This is a genomic window from Streptomyces sp. NPDC006872 (assembly GCF_040635845.1).
Taxonomy (GTDB): Bacteria; Actinomycetota; Actinomycetes; order Streptomycetales; family Streptomycetaceae; genus Streptomyces.
The window spans coordinates 443854-462211 of sequence record NZ_JBEYIL010000002.1; the positions used below are offsets into that span (position 1 = coordinate 443854).

17 protein-coding genes are annotated in these 18358 nt (G+C 70.6%); 13 read left to right on the plus strand and 4 right to left on the minus strand.

The annotated features are described in order from the left end of the window. Nucleotides 1-71 precede the first annotated feature (71 nt). Nucleotides 72-881, plus strand: coding sequence for a VOC family protein (locus tag ABZ725_RS07015; RefSeq protein WP_358801703.1), 810 nt, complete (start codon nucleotides 72-74; stop codon nucleotides 879-881). 59 nt (nucleotides 882-940) lie between these two features. On the opposite strand, the gene ABZ725_RS07020 is transcribed toward ABZ725_RS07015, so the two are convergent. Further along, on the minus strand, nucleotides 941-2791 hold the full coding sequence (locus ABZ725_RS07020; protein WP_358801704.1) for a glycoside hydrolase family 35 protein: 1851 nt from the start codon (nucleotides 2789-2791) through the stop codon (nucleotides 941-943). A 69-nt stretch (nucleotides 2792-2860) separates the two neighbouring features. On the opposite strand from ABZ725_RS07020, the gene ABZ725_RS07025 reads away from it, so the two are divergent. From ABZ725_RS07025 to ABZ725_RS07060, 8 genes are all read left to right on the plus strand, one after another. Further along, the gene (locus ABZ725_RS07025; protein ID WP_358801705.1) at nucleotides 2861-3880 is read left to right on the plus strand and encodes a LacI family DNA-binding transcriptional regulator; all 1020 of its coding nucleotides are present in this window, start codon (nucleotides 2861-2863) and stop codon (nucleotides 3878-3880) included. A 137-nt stretch (nucleotides 3881-4017) separates the two neighbouring features. Then, on the plus strand, nucleotides 4018-5343 hold the full coding sequence (locus ABZ725_RS07030) for a carbohydrate ABC transporter substrate-binding protein (RefSeq protein WP_358801706.1): 1326 nt from the start codon (nucleotides 4018-4020) through the stop codon (nucleotides 5341-5343). Nucleotide 5344: 1 nt separating this feature from the next. Continuing rightward, complete coding sequence (locus ABZ725_RS07035; RefSeq protein ID WP_358801707.1) at nucleotides 5345-6316, plus strand: sugar ABC transporter permease; 972 nt, start codon at nucleotides 5345-5347, stop codon at nucleotides 6314-6316. A gap of 12 nt (nucleotides 6317-6328) precedes the next feature. Then, the gene (locus ABZ725_RS07040; RefSeq protein ID WP_358801708.1) at nucleotides 6329-7207 is read left to right on the plus strand and encodes a carbohydrate ABC transporter permease; all 879 of its coding nucleotides are present in this window, start codon (nucleotides 6329-6331) and stop codon (nucleotides 7205-7207) included. Between the two features lie 37 nt (nucleotides 7208-7244). Next, nucleotides 7245-7424, plus strand: a complete 180-nt coding sequence (locus ABZ725_RS07045; protein WP_358801709.1) for a hypothetical protein — start codon at nucleotides 7245-7247, stop codon at nucleotides 7422-7424. Continuing rightward, a complete protein-coding gene (locus ABZ725_RS07050; RefSeq protein WP_358801710.1) occupies nucleotides 7421-8851 on the plus strand; it encodes an alpha-L-fucosidase in 1431 nt (476 codons plus the stop codon). Before ABZ725_RS07045 ends, ABZ725_RS07050 begins: the two co-directional genes overlap by 4 nt. Next, nucleotides 8851-10032 carry a hypothetical protein gene (locus ABZ725_RS07055; protein WP_358801711.1) on the plus strand — a complete coding sequence of 394 codons (1182 nt, stop codon included), beginning with the start codon at nucleotides 8851-8853 and terminating at the stop codon, nucleotides 10030-10032. The genes ABZ725_RS07050 and ABZ725_RS07055 overlap by 1 nt, the downstream gene beginning before the upstream one ends. Then, nucleotides 10029-12353 carry a discoidin domain-containing protein gene (locus ABZ725_RS07060; RefSeq protein WP_358801712.1) on the plus strand — a complete coding sequence of 775 codons (2325 nt, stop codon included), beginning with the start codon at nucleotides 10029-10031 and terminating at the stop codon, nucleotides 12351-12353. The genes ABZ725_RS07055 and ABZ725_RS07060 overlap by 4 nt, the downstream gene beginning before the upstream one ends. A gap of 61 nt (nucleotides 12354-12414) precedes the next feature. On the opposite strand, the gene ABZ725_RS07065 is transcribed toward ABZ725_RS07060, so the two are convergent. The 3 genes from ABZ725_RS07065 to ABZ725_RS07075 all read right to left on the minus strand — a co-directional run bounded on the left by ABZ725_RS07065 (nucleotide 12415) and on the right by ABZ725_RS07075 (nucleotide 13984). Beyond that, nucleotides 12415-12738 carry an antibiotic biosynthesis monooxygenase gene (locus ABZ725_RS07065; protein ID WP_351913515.1) on the minus strand — a complete coding sequence of 108 codons (324 nt, stop codon included), beginning with the start codon at nucleotides 12736-12738 and terminating at the stop codon, nucleotides 12415-12417. A 62-nt stretch (nucleotides 12739-12800) separates the two neighbouring features. Beyond that, nucleotides 12801-13112 carry a hypothetical protein gene (locus tag ABZ725_RS07070; protein ID WP_358801713.1) on the minus strand — a complete coding sequence of 104 codons (312 nt, stop codon included), beginning with the start codon at nucleotides 13110-13112 and terminating at the stop codon, nucleotides 12801-12803. A gap of 11 nt (nucleotides 13113-13123) precedes the next feature. Continuing rightward, nucleotides 13124-13984, minus strand: a complete 861-nt coding sequence (locus tag ABZ725_RS07075; RefSeq protein ID WP_358801714.1) for a hypothetical protein — start codon at nucleotides 13982-13984, stop codon at nucleotides 13124-13126. 128 nt (nucleotides 13985-14112) lie between these two features. Here ABZ725_RS07075 and ABZ725_RS07080 point away from each other — a divergent pair, with 128 nt between their 5' ends. The 4 genes from ABZ725_RS07080 (at nucleotide 14113) to ABZ725_RS07095 (ending at nucleotide 18344) form a co-directional block, all read left to right on the plus strand. Further along, nucleotides 14113-14871, plus strand: a complete 759-nt coding sequence (locus ABZ725_RS07080; protein ID WP_358801715.1) for an IclR family transcriptional regulator C-terminal domain-containing protein — start codon at nucleotides 14113-14115, stop codon at nucleotides 14869-14871. A 165-nt stretch (nucleotides 14872-15036) separates the two neighbouring features. Continuing rightward, nucleotides 15037-16149, plus strand: a complete 1113-nt coding sequence (locus ABZ725_RS07085; protein WP_358802067.1) for a PP2C family protein-serine/threonine phosphatase — start codon at nucleotides 15037-15039, stop codon at nucleotides 16147-16149. Between the two features lie 30 nt (nucleotides 16150-16179). Continuing rightward, nucleotides 16180-16977: a hypothetical protein gene (locus ABZ725_RS07090; RefSeq protein WP_358801716.1), complete on the plus strand. Its 798-nt coding sequence runs from the start codon at nucleotides 16180-16182 to the stop codon at nucleotides 16975-16977. Next, nucleotides 16974-18344 carry an alpha/beta fold hydrolase gene (locus ABZ725_RS07095; RefSeq protein WP_358801717.1) on the plus strand — a complete coding sequence of 457 codons (1371 nt, stop codon included), beginning with the start codon at nucleotides 16974-16976 and terminating at the stop codon, nucleotides 18342-18344. Before ABZ725_RS07090 ends, ABZ725_RS07095 begins: the two co-directional genes overlap by 4 nt. Nucleotides 18345-18358: the final 14 nt, after the last annotated feature.

Genomic DNA, 18358 nt, shown 5'->3' on the forward strand with positions numbered 1-18358 from the left:
GCAGCCGACGCGCGACGGGCGGTGTCGGGTGTCAGGCTGGTGACACACAGCACCTGCGAAAGGGAACCGTCGTGATCACCACCGACCTCACCCCCGGCGCCCCCTGCTGGCTGGACCTCGGCGCCCCCGACGTCCCGGCCACCGCGGCGTTCTACGGCGCGGTGCTCGGCTGGGCGTACGAGCCGATGGAGATGGAGGGCGCGGGGGAGGACATGGAAGGCGGGATGTTCCGCAAGGACGGCAAGGTCGTCGCCGGGCTCGGCAAGCTCACCGAGGAGGGCGCGCGCTCCGCCTGGATGATCTATTACCGGGTCACGGACGCGGACGCCACGTCCCAGGCCGTCGAGCGGGCGGGCGGCACGGTGCGGGTGCCGACGAGGGACCTCGACGAATGGGGTCGGATGGCGCAGTACAGCGACCCGCTCGGGGGCCAGTTCGCCGTCTGGCAGCCGGGGCAGGACGCGGGCTTCGAGCTGGCGGACCAGCCGGGCTCACTGTCCTGGACCGAGCTCTACACGAGCGACGCAGCGGCCGCGAAGAAGTTCTACGGCGCTGTCTTCGGCTGGGAGTACAGCGACATGGCCATGCCGGGCGGCGGCGGCACGTACACGCTCATCACCCCGGCGGGGGTTGCGCCCGAGGCGCGCATGCAGGGCGGTCTGATGGAGGTCGGCAAGGAGGTCCTCGCCCTGGCGAACGGACGGCCGTACTGGCATCCGGTCTTCGCCGTCACCGACTGCGACGCCGCGGTCGCCGCCGTCGCCGGCAACGGCGGCACCGTGCAGATGGGACCGGAGGACGCGGAGGGCGTCGGCCGTCTCGCCGTCTGCCTCGACCCGTCCGACGCGGACTTCGTGGTGCTCGCCCCGACCCAGAGCTGACGGCGCCGGCCGGGCGGCGCCGACGTCCGTCACGCGGGCCTCGCCACACGCGGGCCGCGTCAGTCGAACTCCTCCACGTACTCCTGCGGCGGTCCCAGTTCGGGGCGGTCGCGCAACTCGAGGATTCCGCCGAGCCGTTCCAGTTCCAGGACCGTCACGGTGTTCTCGCCCGCCCGCAGCAGCGGCGCCGGGCAGTACAGGGTGACCTGCGGCCCGATCTCCCAGTAGCGGCCGAGCAGGAACCCGTTGACCCAGACGAGGCCGCGGCTCGACCCCGGCAGCGCGAGGAAGGTGTCCGCGGGCGAGTCGACCTGCACTGTCGCGACGGCGAACCCGGCGTCCGTGGTCGCGGGACCGCCGCGGACCGCCTCGGACAGCTCCGCAGTGGACCACTCCTGCAGCGCGACCGGAGTGCTGTCCCAGCCGTGCACGATCCGCCGGTCGACCAGGACGGGGCCCAGCAGGCCCTTGTGCCCGCCGATGCCCGGCCCGTAGTTCACCCGGCCGAGGTTCTCCACCAGGACCTCCAGGCGTACGACCGCACCCGTTCCGTGCAGGGGGAGTTGCGGCGCGCCGGGGTCGGCGACGCCGAGCAGGGCGCCGTCGACGAAGACCAGGGCCCGGTCGCGTACGTCGGTGAGGAGCAGTCGGTGCTCGCCCGCCGGAATGCGCGGATGCGCGGTGTGCAGCACCATGCCGGCGTCGAGCCCGAGCTGCTCGAAGGTGGCGGGGCGCGCCCCGGTCGAGGTCGAGGCCGGTGCCGACGCCGAGCGGAGTCCGGCGAGCAGGTCGGCACGGTGGGCGAGCGGGACGCGTGCCGGGGCCAGCGTGGGCAGACGCGCGGGGGAGCGGAGGGGGCCGTGGGCGCCCAGGGCCTCGCGCACGGCGAAGAACTTGGCGGTGAGACCGCCGTCCTCGGCGATCGGCGCGTCGGAGTCGTAGCTCGTCACGACGGGCTGCAGTCGCCCCTGGTCCTCGTTGGCGCCGGCCCAGAGTCCGAAGTTGGTGCCCCCGTGCGCCATGTAGATGCTCACGCTGCCGCCGTCGGCGAGGATGCCGCGGAGGGTGCCGACCGCGCTCTCCACCTCGCGGACGTGGTGCCGTTCGCCCCAGTGGTCGAACCAGCCGTTCCAGAACTCGGCGACCACGAACGGTTCGGCCGGTCGCCGCGCCGCCAGCAGCTCCCGGGCGGCGTCGGGCTTGGAGCCCAGGGTGACGGCCGTCAGGGTCCCGGGCAGGGTGCCGCCGTCCAGCATGAGCTCGGTGGGTCCGTCGGCGGTGAACAACAGTTCCCGGATGCCTCGCGCGATCAGCGCCCGCCGGTTCCAGCGCAGATAGGCCTGGTCGTCGCCGAAGCTGCCGAACTCGTTCTCCACCTGCACCGCCACGACCGGCCCGCCCGCGCAGGCCTGGAGCGCGGCGAGGCGCGGGATCAGCTCGTCGAACCAGCGGCCGACGGGCGTGGTGAACGCCGGGTCCGAGCTGCGCAGCGCGACGTCCCGGCCGGTGAGCCAGCTCGGCAGGCCGCCGTTGGACCACTCCGCGCAGATGTACGGGCCGGGTCGCAGGACGACGTCGAGGCCCTCCTCGTCCACCGTGCGCACGAAGCGCTCGAGGTCCCGCCAGCCGTCGAAGCGCGGCGCCCGATCCGCATGGGGCTGGTGGAAGTTCCACGGCACATAGGTGTCGACCGTGTTGAGCCCGAGGTCGGCGAGCCGACGGATCCGGTCCCGCCAGAGGTCGGGATGGACGCGGAAGTAGTGCAGTGCCCCGGACAGGATGCGATGGGGGACGCCCTGCCGGTACAGGCGGCCGCCCTGCCAGGTCAGCGCGGCGGTCGTGGTGTGGGCCGGGGAGATGGGGGTCGTGCTCGGCTCAGTCACGGGGCGAGCGTATGTTATCGATGCCATGCGTAACAAGACGGATAGGATCAGCCACAGGGACGACGTCGCGGGCAGGCCGCGGGAGAGGGGCGCGCCATGACCGAGGGCGTCGAGAGGCCGAGGCAGCCGAGCATGGCCGACGTGGCCAGGACCGCCGGGGTGTCGGCGCAGACCGTGTCACGCGCGCTGCGCGGCTCGCCGAACGTCAACCCCGACACCAGGCGGCGCGTCCTCGCCGCGGTGGAACAGACCGGCTACCGGTTCAACAGCGCCGCCCGGGCACTGTCCTCCGGGCGCAGCCACACCCTGGGACTGGTGCTGCTGGCGTCCGGCGGGTACTACTCGCGCTCGGCGGTGACCGCCGGCGTCGAGGCGGCGGCGGGCGAGGCCGGGTACGCCGTCAACATCGCGACCATCGCCGCGCTCGACACCGGCCTGATGGAGCGCTCCCTGTCCAAGCTCGCCGACCAGGGCGTCGACGGCTTCGTCATCGCCGTGCCGCTCATCTCCGTGACGCCGAAGATGGAGGACATCACCCGCGACATCCCGACCGTCACCCTCGACGGCTCGCGGACCGCGGGGGCCCGGGTCCTCGGCATCGACCAGCAGGAGGCCGGCCGGATCGCCACCCAGCACCTGCTCGACCTCGGCCACCGCCAGGTCTGGCACGTCTCCGGGCCCGACGAGTGGATCGAGGCACGGCAGCGGCGGCAGGGCTGGCAGGAGTGCCTGACCGCGGCCGGGATCGAGCCGCCGCCGGTCCTGGAGGGCGACTGGTCGCCCGACTCGGGCCTCCGGCAGGGGCAGATCATCGCCATGATCCCCGAAGTGACCGCGGTCTTCGTCGCCAGCGACGAGATGGCCTTCGGGGTGATCCGCGCCCTGCGCGAGCGCGGCCGTTCGGTCCCCGAGGACGTGTCCATCGTCAGCGTCGACGACATCGCCCTCGCCGCCTACTGCTCGCCGTCGCTGACGACCGTGCGGCAGGACTTCTACCGCTACGGCGCGGCGGCCGTCGCCCTGCTGCTGCACGGCGACGAGGCCGGCGTCGACCAGCCGGCCGGCACCGCCTCGCTGTCGGTGCGCGACTCCACGGCCCCGCCGCGCCGCTCCTGACCCGTATCCCGAAAAGGCTCCCGTGGGCCCCTTGCGTCCGCCTGGGATCGGTGCCACCGTAAGGCCTCATGTTATCGGTGCCACCGTAACAATCCGGGTGGCTACCGGGCTTGTTCTGTCCATGGGAAGGACCCCCTATGAGGAGATCGCTCGTCCTCGCGGGCACCGCGGTCACCGTGCTCGGACTGCTCGCCGGCTGCTCGTCCGGCGACGGGAGCGGCTCGGACTCCGGCCGGACGACCCTCAAGGTCGCCGCCCTCGAAGGCGGCTACGGCCGCGCCATGTACACACAGGTCATCAAGGAGTACGAGGCCGCGCACCCCGACATCGATGTCCAGCTGCAGATCTCGAAGAGCATCGAGGACGAGATCACCCCGAACATGAAGGCGGGCCGCTACCCGGACGTCGTGGTCCTCGGCCAGGGCCGCAAGGCCGCCCTCACCGAGACCCTCATCAAGGACAAGGCCCTCGAGGACCTCACACCGGTGCTGAAGACGAAGGTCCCCGGCGAGGACAAGACCGTGGGGGACAAGCTCACCGAGGGGATCGTCGGCAACCTCAACACCGACCCCTACGGCGCGGGCAAGACATATCTGATGCCGATGTACTACGCGCCGACCGGACTCTTCTACAACAAGGGCCTGTTCGAGAAGAAGGGCTGGAAGACGCCCGCCACCTGGGACGAGATGTTCGCGCTCGGCGACACCGCCAAGAAGCAGGGCATACCCCTGTTCACCTACCCCACCGCCGGCTACCTCGACTCGTACTTCTTCGCCCTCCTCGCCGACATCGGCGGAGAGCAGTTCTACACCGACGTCATGACGTACAAGAAGGACGTCTGGAAGTCGGCGAACGCCCGTAAGGCCCTGGACATCACCACGCGGCTGCTGAGCTATGCCGCGCCGACCACCGTCGGGTACGCCAACGAGCAGGACTTCACCAAGAACCAGCAGCTGATCCTCGACGACAAGGCGCTGTTCATGCCGAACGGCACCTGGATCGTCGGCGAGATGGCGGACGCGCCCCGCGCGACGGGCTTCCAGTGGGCCCTGACACCGCTGCCGGCCGTCACTGCGGGCAGCAAGCGCTACATCACGACGTCGGTCGAGTCGGTCTGGGTCCCCAGCGCCGCCAAGAACAAGGACGCCGCCAAGGACTTCATCGCCTATCTCTACTCCGACGCGGCGGCGAAGACCTTCGCCAAGTCCGACGCCATCCAGCCGATCGAGGGCATCGCCGCCGGCCTGACCGGGGAGAACGCCGAGTTCTACAAGGTGTACGAGGATCCGTCGGTCGCCGCGCTCGTCGGCGGGTTCGCGAGCACCGCGCCCGTCGAGGGAGTCGACATCAAGGCCACGCTCTTCGACACCGCCAACAGCGTCATCAGCGGCGACACCACCGAGGACAAGTGGCAGTCCGCGCTGAGCGAGGCCAGCGAGAAGCTGCGCGAGGCGGGCGACTGAGGTGCGGACCGGCACGGCGACCCCCCTCTCCACCCCACCCGCACCGGACAAACGGCAGGCACCGCCACCCGCGAGCCCCCGCCCGGGCCGCAAGCGAGGCAACACCGGCTTCGTGCTCGCCTGTCTGCTGCCCGCACTGGTGCTCTTCGCGGTGTTCATGGTCGTCCCGACCGTGAACGTGTTCCGGATGTCCCTCTACACCTGGAGCGGGTTCTCCCCGGACCTGCGGTTCGTGGGCCTCGACAACTTCAGCCGCCTCCTGGACGACGACCAGTTCGTGCGCGCCTTCCAGAACACGGTCGCGCTGCTCGTCGTGGTGACCGTCGTGACGATGGGCTCGGGCCTGTTCCTCGCCGCGATCATGACCCGGCAGAAGCTGCGCGGCCGGGGCCTCTACCGCTTCGTCCTCTACATTCCGAACGTGCTCTCGGTGGTCGTCATCGCGGCGATCTTCTCCGCCGTCTACGACCAGAAGAACGGCCTGCTCAACGGCACGCTCCGACTGCTCTCCCTCGACAGCTGGCAGCAGATCTGGCTCGGCGACCAGAAGCTCGTGATCTACTCCGTCGCGATCGCGATGGTCTGGCAGTCGCTGGGCTACTACATGGTCCTCTACATGGCGGGCATGGCGAGCATCCCCGAGGAGCTCTACGAGGCGAGCGCACTCGACGGAGCGTCCGCCGTCCGCCAGTTCTTCGCCCTCACCCTGCCGCTCATCTGGCAGACCCTGCGCACCACGCTGACCTTCTTCATCATGAGCTCCGTCAACCTCAGCTTCGTCCTCGTCCGCGCGATGACCGGCGGCGGCCCCGACGGCTCCTCCGACGTCCTGCTCAACTACATGTACAAGCAGGCGTACACGAACTCCTCGTACGGCTACGGCATGGCCATCGGTGTCGTCGTCTTCGCGTTCTCGTTCCTCGTGTCGCTGCTGGTGAGCCGGGCGACACGGCGCGAGCCACTCCAGTTCTGAGGACGGACACCCATGACCACACCCCCCGTCTCTCGCCCCCGCGCCGCCCGGCTGCTCACCCACGCCCTCGTCGTCGCCCTCGCGCTGGCCATCGCCGTGCCGGTCGCCTGGGTACTGCTCGCCTCGCTCAAACAGAAGGGCGAGTTCTTCGGCAGCCCCTGGACCCTGCCCAGGAGCCTGCACTTCCAGAACTACTCCGACGCGTTCGTCACCGCGCACATGGGCCGGTACTTCCTGACCTCGGTGCTCGTCACGCTGCTCGGCCTGGTGTTCGTCATGGCGGTCTCCGTGCCGGCGGCCTATGTCGTCGCCCGGTACGAGTTCCGCGGCCGCCGCCTCGTGGAGATCGCGCTGCTGGGCGGCCTGTTCGTCAACGTCAACTACATCGTCGTACCGATCTTCCTCATGCTCGTCGACTGGGACCGTGCGCTCGTCGACGTCTTCCCCGACGGCTTCTTCATCGACAACCCCGCGGTCCTGTCGCTGGTCTACGCGGCGACGTCGATCCCGTTCACCATCTATCTGCTCACCGCGTACTTCCGGTCGATACCGGTCGAGTACGAGGAGGCCGCCGCCCTGGACGGGGCCTCCCGCTTCCGGATCATGACCCGGATCATGCTCCCGATGGCGCGCCCGGCGGTCACCACCGCCATCCTGTTCAACTTCCTCGCCTACTGGAACGACTTCATCATCTCGCTCACCCTGCTCCCCGGCGAGGGCAAGACACTGCAGGTCGGCCTGCTCAACCTGTTCACCGCGCAGAAGGCGGCGGCCGACTACGGGCGTCTCTACGCCGGCATGGTCATCGTCATCGTGCCCGTCCTCATCGTCTACGCGGTCATCCAGCGCCGGCTCATCGAGGGCATCGCGGCCGGCGGCGTGAAGGGCTGACCGCCCCCCCCGCAGGCGACCCCGGAAGGAAACCGACATGAAGGATTCGACGCGTACGGCGCTGCTGGTCGCCGCCCGTACGCTCGTCACGGCAGCATGCGTCACGCTCGTCGTCACCGCGCGCACGACGGTCGGCTGGGGGCACCTCGCGGTCATGCTCGGCGCGCTGGCCGCGCTGCTGGCCCTGCTCGCCTCCTACAACCGGCGGTTCCGGTGACCGCGGCGGCGAAGACCGGGCGGGCGCTGGCGGAGGTCCGGCCGAGTGAGCGCCAACTCGACTGGCAGGAAATGGAGTTCTACGGCTTCCTGCACTTCGGCATGAACACCATGACGGACCGGGAGTGGGGCGAGGGCCACGACGACCCGGCGCTGTTCGACCCGGCCGGCCTCGACGCCGACCAGTGGATCACGGCGCTGCAGAGCGCCGGGATGACCGGAGTGATCCTCACCTGCAAGCACCACGACGGCTTCTGCCTGTGGCCCAGCGACGCCACGGCCTACTCGGTCGCCTCGTCGCCCTGGCGGGGCGGCGCAGGCGACGTGGTCGCGGAGGTCGCCGCGGCGGCCCGACGGCACGGCCTGCGGTTCGGGATCTATCTCTCCCCCTGGGACCGCACCGAGGCGTCCTACGGCTCCGGGACCGCGTACGACGACTTCTACGTCGCCCAGCTCACCGAACTCCTCACCCGCTACGGGCCGGTGTTCTCCGTATGGCTGGACGGCGCGAACGGCGAGGGCCCGGACGGCAGGCGCCAGTTCTACGACTGGGAGCGGTACTACGCGGTGGTCCGCGAGCTCCAGCCGGACGCGGTCATCAGCGTGTGCGGGCCCGACGTCCGCTGGTGCGGCAACGAGGCCGGGGACACCCGTCCCGACGAGTGGAGCGTGGTACCGCGTGCGCTCCAGGACGCCGAGCGCACCGCCGACCGCTCCCAGCAGGCGGACGACGGCCATTTCGCCCGGCTCGTGCGCAGCGACGACCGCGACCTCGGCAGCCGCGCCGCGCTCGCCGGGCACGAGGACGACCTCGTCTGGTACCCGGCCGAGGTCAACACCTCGATCCGGCCCGGCTGGTTCCACCATCCGGCCGAGGACGCCGAAGTCCGCACCGTGGACGAGCTGTTCACCGTCCACCAGCGGGCCGTCGGCGGCAACTCCTGCTTCCTGCTCAACGTCCCGCCGGCCGCCGACGGTCGGCTGCGCGGCGCCGACGTGGCGGTGCTGGAGCAACTGGGGCGGCGCATCGAGGACTTCCGCGCGCGGCGGATCGAGGCGGCGACCGTGACGGTCTCCTCCGGTACGGCGGGCGACGCGGCGACCGCGTGGCCCGGCAGGGGCGGCGCCCCTTGGCGGCCGAACGCGCCAGATCCCCTGCCGAGTGTCACCCTGGAGTTCGCCGGACCCCGCACGGTCGAGGCGGTCGTCGTGGGCGAGGACATCGCCCAGGGCCAGCGCATCGAGCACGTCGTGATCCGGGGCCGCCGGTGGGACGGCCGTTGGACGACGCTCGCCGAGGCGAACGCGGTCGGCCACCAGCGCTTCCTGACGTTCCGTCCGGCCGAGGTCGACGCCGTGCGGGTCGAGGTGCCGCAGGCGCGCGACACCCCGGTCGTCGCCCGGGTGGCCGCGATCGGAGCGGCCTGATGAAGGGCACGCTGCCCGGACAGGGCACCCCGCGCAAGCCGAGCACTTCCCGCAAGCCGAAGACTTCGCGCAGGCCGAGCGCCTCGCGCGCGGCGAGCCCGTCCCGTACGCCGGTCACCGCCCGCAGGCTCTCGCGCCGGGCCGTCGCCCTGATCGTCGCAGGCCTGTGCACCGCCCTCGTCGCCCTGACCGCAGCCGGTCTGACGCTGCTCGGCCACCGCACCACCGACCGGGTCGCCTCCCTCGACGGGCACCCCGTGACCCGGGACGAACTCCTCTTCCACATGCGGCGGTTGGCGCCGACCGTGCAGAACGAACTGCGCAACGAGTACCGCCTGCGGGGCACGATCGACTGGAACGCGAAGGCCGGTGACAAGACCGCGCTCCAGCGGCTGGAGACCCGTGCGCTCGACGAGATCTGGCGGGACAAGACCACGCTCGTCCTCGCGAAGGAACGGGGGCTCGTCGACTCGGTGGACCACGCGGACTTCCTCGCCGAGCTGTCCGACGAGAACCGGTCCCGTGCCGCGGGCATCGCGGCGGGCCGCACCGTCTACGGCGTCACACGGTTCTCCCCCGAGGAGTACTACACCCACCGGCTCACCGAGCTCACCACGAACCTCGAGAAGCAGCTCGGCACGGGCGGCGCCGACGCCCCGCTCCAGGTCACCGACGCCGAGGTCCGCAAGGCCTTCGCCGCCGACCGGGACGACTGGAGCGCCAACGCGACCACCTACCAGTACAGGCAGCTCGTCGTGCCGGTGCCGGCCGACGCACCCGCGGACCACTCCGCGGGGTTGCAACGGCGGGTGACCGCCGCCGGGAGCCTCGCGGCCGTCGCCGCCCGGGAACCCGGGGCCAGGCTCACGACCGGCACCTACGACGGCGGCGGCTCCACCGGGCCGAACGCCCACGACCAGGACCTCATGGCGGTGCTCGGCCCGCTCGCACCGGGCGCGATCTCCGCCCCCGTCCCGGGCACCGGCCAGATCACCTACTACGAGCTCGTCAGCGAGGACGTCGACGACGACAAGGCCTTCGCCGAGTACTCCCGGCGGATCCGTCAGTCGCTCGTCGAGAAGAAGTTCGACCAGTACCTCCAGCGCCGCGTCGACCACAGCGACATCGATGTCGACACCTCGGCGGTGGACGCCATCAACGCAGAGGACGTGCAGCCATGAGACCCGTCGACACCGGACCACCACGCTCCGTACGGATGCTGTACGCGGGCTTCGTCGCCCTGCTCGCCGCGCTGCTCGTCGCCGCGCTCGTGCCCGCGGCGCAGGCCACGACAGTCCCGCACCGCACCCCCGCCCGCGTGGCCGTCAAGGCCGTCTGGCCGGGCAACACGCCGAACACCACCGGCGGCAAGGACTACTACCTCGACGCCACGCTGGGGCGTGACACCGCGGCCGGCACCTCCCCGGCGACCGCCTGGCGGACCCTCGCGAAGGCCAACGCGACGACGTTCGCGCCCGGCGACCGCATCCTGCTCAAGGCAGGCGAGCAGTGGCAGGACCAGCAGCTGTGGCCCAAGGGCTCGGGCAGCACGGGCAGGCCGATCACCGTCTCGGCGTACGGCGACCCGAACGCGGGCCGGCCGTACATCGCGACGAACGGCAAGGTGTCGAGCCCGTTCAGGGCCGACGGCACCAAGAACCCGGCCACCGTCGGACTGACCGGCTCGATCGTGCTGCGCAACCAGCAGTACTGGGACATCAACAACGTCGAACTGTCCAACGACGACGACTTCGCGACCGACATCACCGACGGGACGTACGTCCGCGACGGCATCATGGTCTCGATCAATGCCGACCTGCTGGCCGCCGGCGCGGACAGCGTCATGGACCACTTCCGTATCTCGAACGTGTTCGTCCACAACCTCGACGGCCCGAGCCACTGGCAGAAGATCCACTACGGCGCGGTCGACTTCCAGGTCTTCGGCAGCAAGAGCTACAAGGACTACGGCACCGGCGGCCACCACTTCAAGGACGTCCGGATCGAGAACAACACCTTCGAGAACGTCGAACTGCATGCCGTCCAGTTCGCGTTCAACTGGTTCGCGGCCGACGGCGCGAACGCCGGCCAGTACGACGAGAGCGGGAAGTGGCACGAGGGCTGGGAACAGCTCTGGGTGCGCACCCGCGACCTGTACAGCCGGGACGTCTACATCGGCCACAACTACGCCGAGAGCATCGGCCAGGGCGCGATCCAGCTCGCGAACACCAAGAACATGACGGTCGAGTACAACGAGGTCAACGGGTTCCTGAAGCGCTACGACGCGGTCTCCTGCGGGCTCTACCTGTGGGCCGGGGCCGACTCGGTGATGCAGTACAACGAGGTCTACGGCGGCCCGAACAACGAGTACGACGGCACCCCTTGGGACCTCGAGTACACCAACTTCAACGTGACGTACCAGTTCAACTACTCGCACGACAACGCCGCCGGCTGGATGGCCTACATGGGCAACAGCTCGAACTCGATCGCCCGCTACAACCTGAGCGTCAACGACAACGGCGTCCTGGTGAAGAACATGCTGTCGACGAACTACTCGCCGACGTACGTCACGAACAACACCTTCGTCTACGACGGCGCGGACCTCGACTACGTCCACGACGAGACGTTCCTGAGCCGGGTCTACTTCCTGAACAACATCTTCTACAACACCTCGACGACGACGTCGACGCCCTGGTACCGCAGAACCGGCGCGCTACGACAGGCCGTCTTCTCGAACAACGACTACTACGAGGCCGGCGGCGCCCACTCCACCCAGGAACCGGCCGACCCCAGGGGAACCCGGGCCGATCCCCGGTTCGTCGGAGACCCGGCCGACTACGTCACCGGAGCGGGCGTGGACCGGATCCGGGAGGCCGCGGCGCACTTCGCGCTGCGCGACGACTCCCCGCTCGTCGACGCCGGCCGCTACAACCCGCACCTGGGCGCGGAGGACTTCCTGGGCACGCCCCTCTACTACGGCGACGCACCGGACATCGGCATCGCCGAGAGCCGGATCGGCCCGCGGGTCCCCGATCCGGTGGACGACGACCCCATCGAGGAGGAGACGGACAACCGGGTCGACCTCGCGCTCGGCAGACCGGTCACGGCGAGCTCGACCCACCCGGGAGCGAACGGAACGCTCACCGCGGACAAGCTGACCGACGGCAGTCTCACGACCCGCTGGGCCGCCGCGGACGCCGCCGCCTATCCGATCACCCTCGACATCGACCTCGGCGCGGACACCGCCTTCGACGAGATCTACCTGGACGAGTACACCGACTCGGGCACCAATCCGCGGGTGCAGTCGTTCGACCTGCAGCGATGGAACGCCGCCACCGGCGCCTGGGTCACCTTCGCGAGCCGTGCCACCGGCATCGGGCACGACCTCACCGTGACCGGCTTCGGCACCGTGACGACCTCCCGGCTGCGGGTGGCGCTCACCGGGAAGATCGCGACGGAGCAGTACACCCCGACGCTGACCGAGATCGCCGTCTACCGCGGTTGACGGCCCCAGGCGGGTGGACGCCACGGCGTCCACCCGCCGTCCGGACCGGCCCTCAGAGGGACTACTCGCTCTTCGGCGCCGCCTGCTGCACCACCTCGAAGGACCACAGGGTCGAGCCCGAAGCCGCGGGCTTGGCCTGCTCGCCCTCCGCGCCGCCCCGGTGCGCCGCCCTCATCGGCCCTTCCAGCCATGCCTTGAAGGACTCCTCGTCACGCCACCGCGTGTACACGAGGTAGGTGTCGGTGCCCTCGACCGGGCGGAGGAGCTCGAACCACTCGAAACCGTCGGAGTTCTCCACGGCGTGGGCCCGCGCGGCGAACCTCTTCTCGAGGGTCTCCCGCTGCTCGGCCGGCACGGTCAGTACGTTGATCTTGACTACGCTCATGCCCCCATCCTGCCTCCCCGGTGGGGGGAGGCGACGCAGGGGGGCGACGAGGAACTGGTCCGTCAGTCCCCGGGGTGGGGCGGCAGTTCCGCGGCGTCACCGAAGAAATAGTCGTACGCCTTCTCGAGATAGGCGTACAGATCGTCCTCGCCGGAAAAGGAGAGCACTCCCTCCGTGAGGTCCTCCCATTCGGCGAGCGACAGCCCACGTGTGCGGATCACCTCGGCGAATCCGTCACGCTGGGCCTCGGAGGCCTTCGAAAAGGGCCCGGGATCGGCCAGACTCCGCTGAATCCCCTCCTTGAGAACCTCGGGCTCGTTCACATAGTCGGGTCCGAAGGCACTGCCGATGAACTTCTTGGTCCTGGCGTCCATACGTGTCTCCTTTAAGGGTGTCGTCCCGGCTCGGGATTGGGGTACATCGTGTGCAGGTCACCGGTGCCCGGGTTGTAGACGGCGACGATATGACCGTCCTCGAAGTCCACGGGGAGATGGTTCACGGAATCGTCCGCGCCTGTCGGGTTGTCCGGGTCGACGTAATAGCCCTCGAACCTGTCCGAGTGGTCTCCCGGGCCGAAGATCTCCTCGATACTGGCCGTGACCTTGAAATCCCCGGAGTCGATCGCCTTCTCGCGCAGATACTCCTCGGCGAGAACGTAGTCCTCCGCGTTCGTGAATTTCGTCGCGTAGTCGCCGCACCGGTGCGGACTCGTCGTCCCGTCCGGTTTGACGTCCTGAGTGCTGCCGGTCTCCGGGTTCACGTGGTTGATGGTTCGCACATGGCCGTTGTTCTTGATCACCACGTCGTCGTTCGCGTCGGTCTTGGGCTCGCCCTTGCGCTCCTTGAGGGCCTCCGAGGTCGGATGAAGGTGACGCTGCGGCCCATGCCCCTGCTTCTCGAGCTCGCCGATCTTCGCATCGGTCTCGGAGACGCCCTCGGCCTCGTCCGTGCCGTCGGCCGCTTCCTCCGCCTCCGCCTCCGCCTCCTCCGCCTCGTCCGTGTCATCGGCGTCGAGCGGTTCGAGCGGCTCGGCTTCCTCGTCGTCCTCCGGCGAGGGCTGCGAGTCGTCGGCGGCCTCGTCCGGAGCCTCCGGCTCCGCCACGGAGCTCTCCGCGTCGCCGGGTTCGTGGTCGTCCAGCGGTTCGACGGGTTCCGCGGTGTCGTCGGCTTCCGGGAGCTCGCGGGTCCCGGGCGGCGGCAGGACCTCCTCGACGTCGGTCTCTGCGCCCGCGTAGAGCTCGCTCATCCCCGTCCCCCTGCGGCAAGTCCTTCGCGACCGCGGTTCGTCGCATCGACCGCGGCGCATTCGCCCCACACCCTAACTTGATCTTCGACCGCCTTGCCTGTGCCGGGTGGACGGCGCACGCTGGTCGTATGGGTGCGCGGGACGGCCCCACGCTCATCAGCTCCGTGCAGCGGGCCTTCCGGCTGCTGGAGGCGGTGAGCGCACACGAAAACGGCGCGCCGGCGAAACAGCTGGCACGTGAGACGGAGCTGCCCCTGGCCACCACGTACCACCTGCTGCGGACCCTGGTCCACGACGGCTACCTGCGAAAACTCCAGGACGGCGGGTTCATCCTGGGGGACCGGCTGCAGTCACTGCACACCACGAGCCGTGGACAGGCGCTGCTCAGCCGGGTCCGCCCCACGCTCGCCGCGCTGCGGGACGAGTTCGCGACCGCCGCATACCTCACCTTCTATGAAGACGGCGAGATCCGGGTCGCGGAGATCGTCGACGGCCCCCGGGCGCCCCGTGTCGACCTGTGGGTCGGCTTCGAGGACGCCGGGCACGCCACCGCGCTAGGCAAGAGCGTGCTGCGGGAGCTGGACGACGAGGCCCGCCAGGACTACCTCTCCCGGCACCGTCTGTCCGACCTCACGCCGAAGACCATCACCAGCGCCCCCGTACTGCTCCGGCAGCTGGACTCCTCTCCCGTGGCCCCGGCCGTCACCGACCTGGAGGAGTACGCCCTCGGCACGGTCTGTGTCGCCGTCCCCGTCTACAGCGGTGACACCCTCGGTTCGCTCGGCGTCTCCCTGCCCGCGGACCGGCTGCCCCGACTGGAGCAGATCCGAGCCCGGCTGATCCCGACCGCAAGCCGCGTGACCAGGGGTCTTTCGCTCACCGGGTGATCGTTCACTATCTGAAAATCTGATCCTTGTAAGGGCCCGAGGTAACCGGTTTCCTGAATGAAACGGACATTTCGACATTGCCCCGGCGCACAGATGAGGACTGCGGACGAAGTGAGTCAGGCCCGGAACCACGACCTGTACCGACACCGAGCGGCAGGCGCCGTCCTGCCGGTGCTCCCCGTCCTCCCCGTCCTGATCGTTTTCCTCATCGTGCTCGGCGACCTCCTCGGCGGAGCGGGGATGATCTGGCTGCCCCTGCTGGCGGCGGGCCCCGCACTGGCCGCCGCCACCAACGGGCCGCGCGGTGTCCTCTGCGTCGGCCTCCTCGCCGCCGGACTCGGCGCGGCCCTCGGCATCCGGGACGACGCTCCCGGCCCCGAGCTGGCGGCCGTGCTGACCGCGCTGACGGCCGTCACCCTGGCCGGTGTCCTGGCCGCCGGCCTGCGCTCGCGCCGGGAACGGGTGCTCGCGGCCGTCCGGTCGGTCGCGGAAGCCGCCCAGCACGCGCTGCTCAAGCCCGTCCCGGCGACGGTCGGCCCCTTCGAGGTGGCCGTCCGCTACAGCGCAGCGGCCGCCGAGGCCCGGATCGGCGGCGATCTCTACGCGCTGCTGCCCACCCCCTACGGCGTGCGGCTGATCGTCGGCGATGTGCGCGGCAAGGGGCTGCCGGCCGTGGGGACCGCCGCACTCGTCCTGGGCGTCTTCCGCGAGGCCGCCTACGACGAACCCGATCTCCTCGCCGTCGTCGAACGGATCGAGCGCAGTCTCGCCCGCAACCTCGGCCCCGACGACTTCGTCACCGCCGTCGTCGCCGGATACCCGCGGCCCGGGCAGCTGGAAATGGTGAACTGCGGACACGCGCCCCCGCTGCTGATGCCTGTGTCCGGAGACGTCACGGCGGTGGAGACCGCCCATCCGGCCCCGCCCCTCGGCCTGCGCGCCCTCACCGACCAGACCCCCAGCCTCCAGACGCTGCCCTTCGCCGACGGCGACCAGCTGCTGCTCTACACGGACGGCGTCATCGAGGCCCGCGACCGTGACCGGGAGTTCTATCCGCTCGTCGACGGACTGGCGCGCCACCTCTGCGACCAGCCGGCCCGTACGCTCGGCGCGATCCACGAGGAACTGCTGGCGCATGTCGGCGGCCGCCTGCACGACGACGCGGCGCTGCTCCTGATCCGCAAGCCGACTGATGCCGGTGCCGGTGCCGGTGCCGGTGCGCCCTCCGTTCCCCAACCGGCAAGCCCCGGGCTGCTGTTGGGGGACCAGGCTGTGTGACCGCTGTGTCGCATGTTGCACACTGTGGCCATGACACGCATGCGGAAGATCGCCGCCGCGCTGTCGGCCACCTCGGCCGCGCTGCTCGCGATACCCCCCACCGCCTCGGCAAGTCCCTCCGCCCCGGCCGCCCCCGCCCCGCACGGAACCTTCGTCAGGGAGAGCTTCGACCGTCTCCCGCTCGGTCCGGTGACCGCGGGGCGCGGCTGGACCACCGACACCTCCCACGGTTCGCTGACCGTCGAACCCGGCTCGACCGGCCACGGCCGCGAACTGCGGCTGCGCACCGAAGGCAACGGCCGCGCCTTCCTCGTGCTCTCCGACCTCGCACCCGTCGGCAACAGCTTCTGGGCCCGGCTGCGACTGCGCGTGGACCGGTTCCCCACGGCCCCCGACTGGGCGCACTGGACGATCGCCGAGGCCTCCGGCTCCGACGTCCCCACCCTGGTACGCCCGTTGGGCGGCCAGTACGCCCCCACCGACCGGGGCAACTTCTGGGGTGTCGGCTCCGATCTCGGCCCCACCGGCGACTGGACGTCCTGGAAGACCTCCGCCCCCGCCACGGCCGCCGCCTGGTCCTGCGTCGAGTTCCACCTCGAAGCGAGCGACAACCGCGTCACCGTCTACCTCGACGGCGTGGAGCAGTCCGAACTGACCGTCTCCACGAAGCAGCACGGCGGCACGGCGGACGACTTCGTCTTCCCACGCATGGACACGCTCAAGCTGGGCTGGCAGCTCTACCAGGCCGACCCCGCCCCCTCCTCGTACGACGTCCGCATGGACGACATCGCGCTCGGCACCCGGCGCGTGGGCGGGTGCGCCGCATGACCCGGCCTCTGTCACGCAGGGCGCTGCTGGGCGCGACGGTCGGCGGGCTCGCCCTCGCGTCCGGCCTGAGCGGTCCGGCCGTCGGAGCCGGGCGGCCGCGCTCGGCGGTCGGCCCGGAGCCGTACGTTCCCTTGGCGGTGGGCGCGGGCGGCGGTCCGGCCGGAACGGACCGGGTCCATGTCCTCAAGGTCGGCCCCGACCGCGCGCACACCGTCCTGGTGCTGGTCCCGGGATTCTTCGGGGCGGCGAACGACTTCCGGCAGCTCGCCCGCGACCTCGTCGCGTCCGTGCCCGGAGTGCAGGTGTGGGCCGTCGACCGGCGCGAGGAGAACCTCGCAGACCGCTCCGGCTTCGCCACCGCCGACCCGGCCGCCTACTACCTCGACGGCCACTACCGCTCGCAGGACCCCGCAGCCTCCGCCTTCGCCGCGCGGTGGGGCCTGTCCCGCACCCTGGAGGACCTCGACACGGTCGTACGGACCGCCTCCTGCGGCGGCCGTCGCCGCGTGGTGCTCGGTGGCCACTCCTGGGGCGCCACCACCGCGATGACCTACGCCGCCTGGGACTTCGACGGCCGTCCCGGCCACCGCGAGCTCACGGCTCTCGTCCTGATCGACGGCGGGGTGCGCGGGTCCTTCGACGGGACGGGCGACCCGATACACAACGCACCGGAGGAGGTGCGCGAACGTCTCGCCGCCATCGACGGCGGAGCGGTCTTCGACCTCACCCTGAGCGGCGTCGGGCTGGGCGACCGGGCGGAGAGCACCCAGATCTGGTACCAGCTCGCGGGCCGGTACGCCCACACCGACCCGGCGGGACGTTCGGTCCTGCAACCCAGGATGCCCGACGCCCTGCGCCCACCGGTCCCCGTCACCAACGCAGGCCTGCTCGGCGCCCTGGTGGACGCCGGGTTCGGCTGGCCCAACGTCATCAGCGTGCACTCGGGCCGGCTCGCGGAGAGCGTCGACGTCCGCGGCTGGGTGGACACGGGCATCACTCCCCTCAGCCGCGTGGCGGCCGGATACGCGGGCGGTCCCACACCGGCGGTGTGGGAGTGGTACTGGCCGGCCCGCCTGTCCGTGGACCTGGACGTCGCAGACCCGTACGCGGACTCCGACCTCGCCCGCTCACTGGGCCTGCGACTGTTCCACACCCAGGCTCTCGACACCCCGCTGTACGCGTTCCAGACCAGCTACGCCAAGGGGACGATCGTCTCGGCCACCCGCGAGGTCGTGGCCGACTCCCGGGTCCCGTACGCCGTCTACGAGACCGACGACGGGATGAACCACCTCGACCCGCTGTTCGCCGCCCCGGCGCACAACACGCTGATCCACACGCTCGCGCCGTTCCTCGCCGGACTGCGCTGACCGACGACCGCTGC

Excerpts from the sequence above, each read along its gene's own strand:
- ABZ725_RS07075 (WP_358801714.1), bottom strand. The coding sequence starts at position 13,984 with ATGAGCGAGCTCTACGCGGGCGCAGAGACCGACGTCGAGGAGGTCCTG.
- ABZ725_RS07030 (WP_358801706.1), top strand. The coding sequence starts at position 4,018 with ATGAGGAGATCGCTCGTCCTCGCGGGCACCGCGGTCACCGTGCTCGGA.
- ABZ725_RS07025 (WP_358801705.1), top strand. The coding sequence starts at position 2,861 with ATGACCGAGGGCGTCGAGAGGCCGAGGCAGCCGAGCATGGCCGACGTG.
- ABZ725_RS07065 (WP_351913515.1), bottom strand. The coding sequence starts at position 12,738 with ATGAGCGTAGTCAAGATCAACGTACTGACCGTGCCGGCCGAGCAGCGG.
- ABZ725_RS07070 (WP_358801713.1), bottom strand. The coding sequence starts at position 13,112 with ATGGACGCCAGGACCAAGAAGTTCATCGGCAGTGCCTTCGGACCCGAC.
- ABZ725_RS07095 (WP_358801717.1), top strand. The coding sequence starts at position 16,974 with ATGACCCGGCCTCTGTCACGCAGGGCGCTGCTGGGCGCGACGGTCGGC.
- ABZ725_RS07080 (WP_358801715.1), top strand. The coding sequence starts at position 14,113 with ATGGGTGCGCGGGACGGCCCCACGCTCATCAGCTCCGTGCAGCGGGCC.
- ABZ725_RS07090 (WP_358801716.1), top strand. The coding sequence starts at position 16,180 with ATGACACGCATGCGGAAGATCGCCGCCGCGCTGTCGGCCACCTCGGCC.
- ABZ725_RS07055 (WP_358801711.1), top strand. The coding sequence starts at position 8,851 with ATGAAGGGCACGCTGCCCGGACAGGGCACCCCGCGCAAGCCGAGCACT.
- ABZ725_RS07040 (WP_358801708.1), top strand. The coding sequence starts at position 6,329 with ATGACCACACCCCCCGTCTCTCGCCCCCGCGCCGCCCGGCTGCTCACC.
- ABZ725_RS07060 (WP_358801712.1), top strand. The coding sequence starts at position 10,029 with ATGAGACCCGTCGACACCGGACCACCACGCTCCGTACGGATGCTGTAC.
- ABZ725_RS07045 (WP_358801709.1), top strand. The coding sequence starts at position 7,245 with ATGAAGGATTCGACGCGTACGGCGCTGCTGGTCGCCGCCCGTACGCTC.
- ABZ725_RS07020 (WP_358801704.1), bottom strand. The coding sequence starts at position 2,791 with ATGGCATCGATAACATACGCTCGCCCCGTGACTGAGCCGAGCACGACC.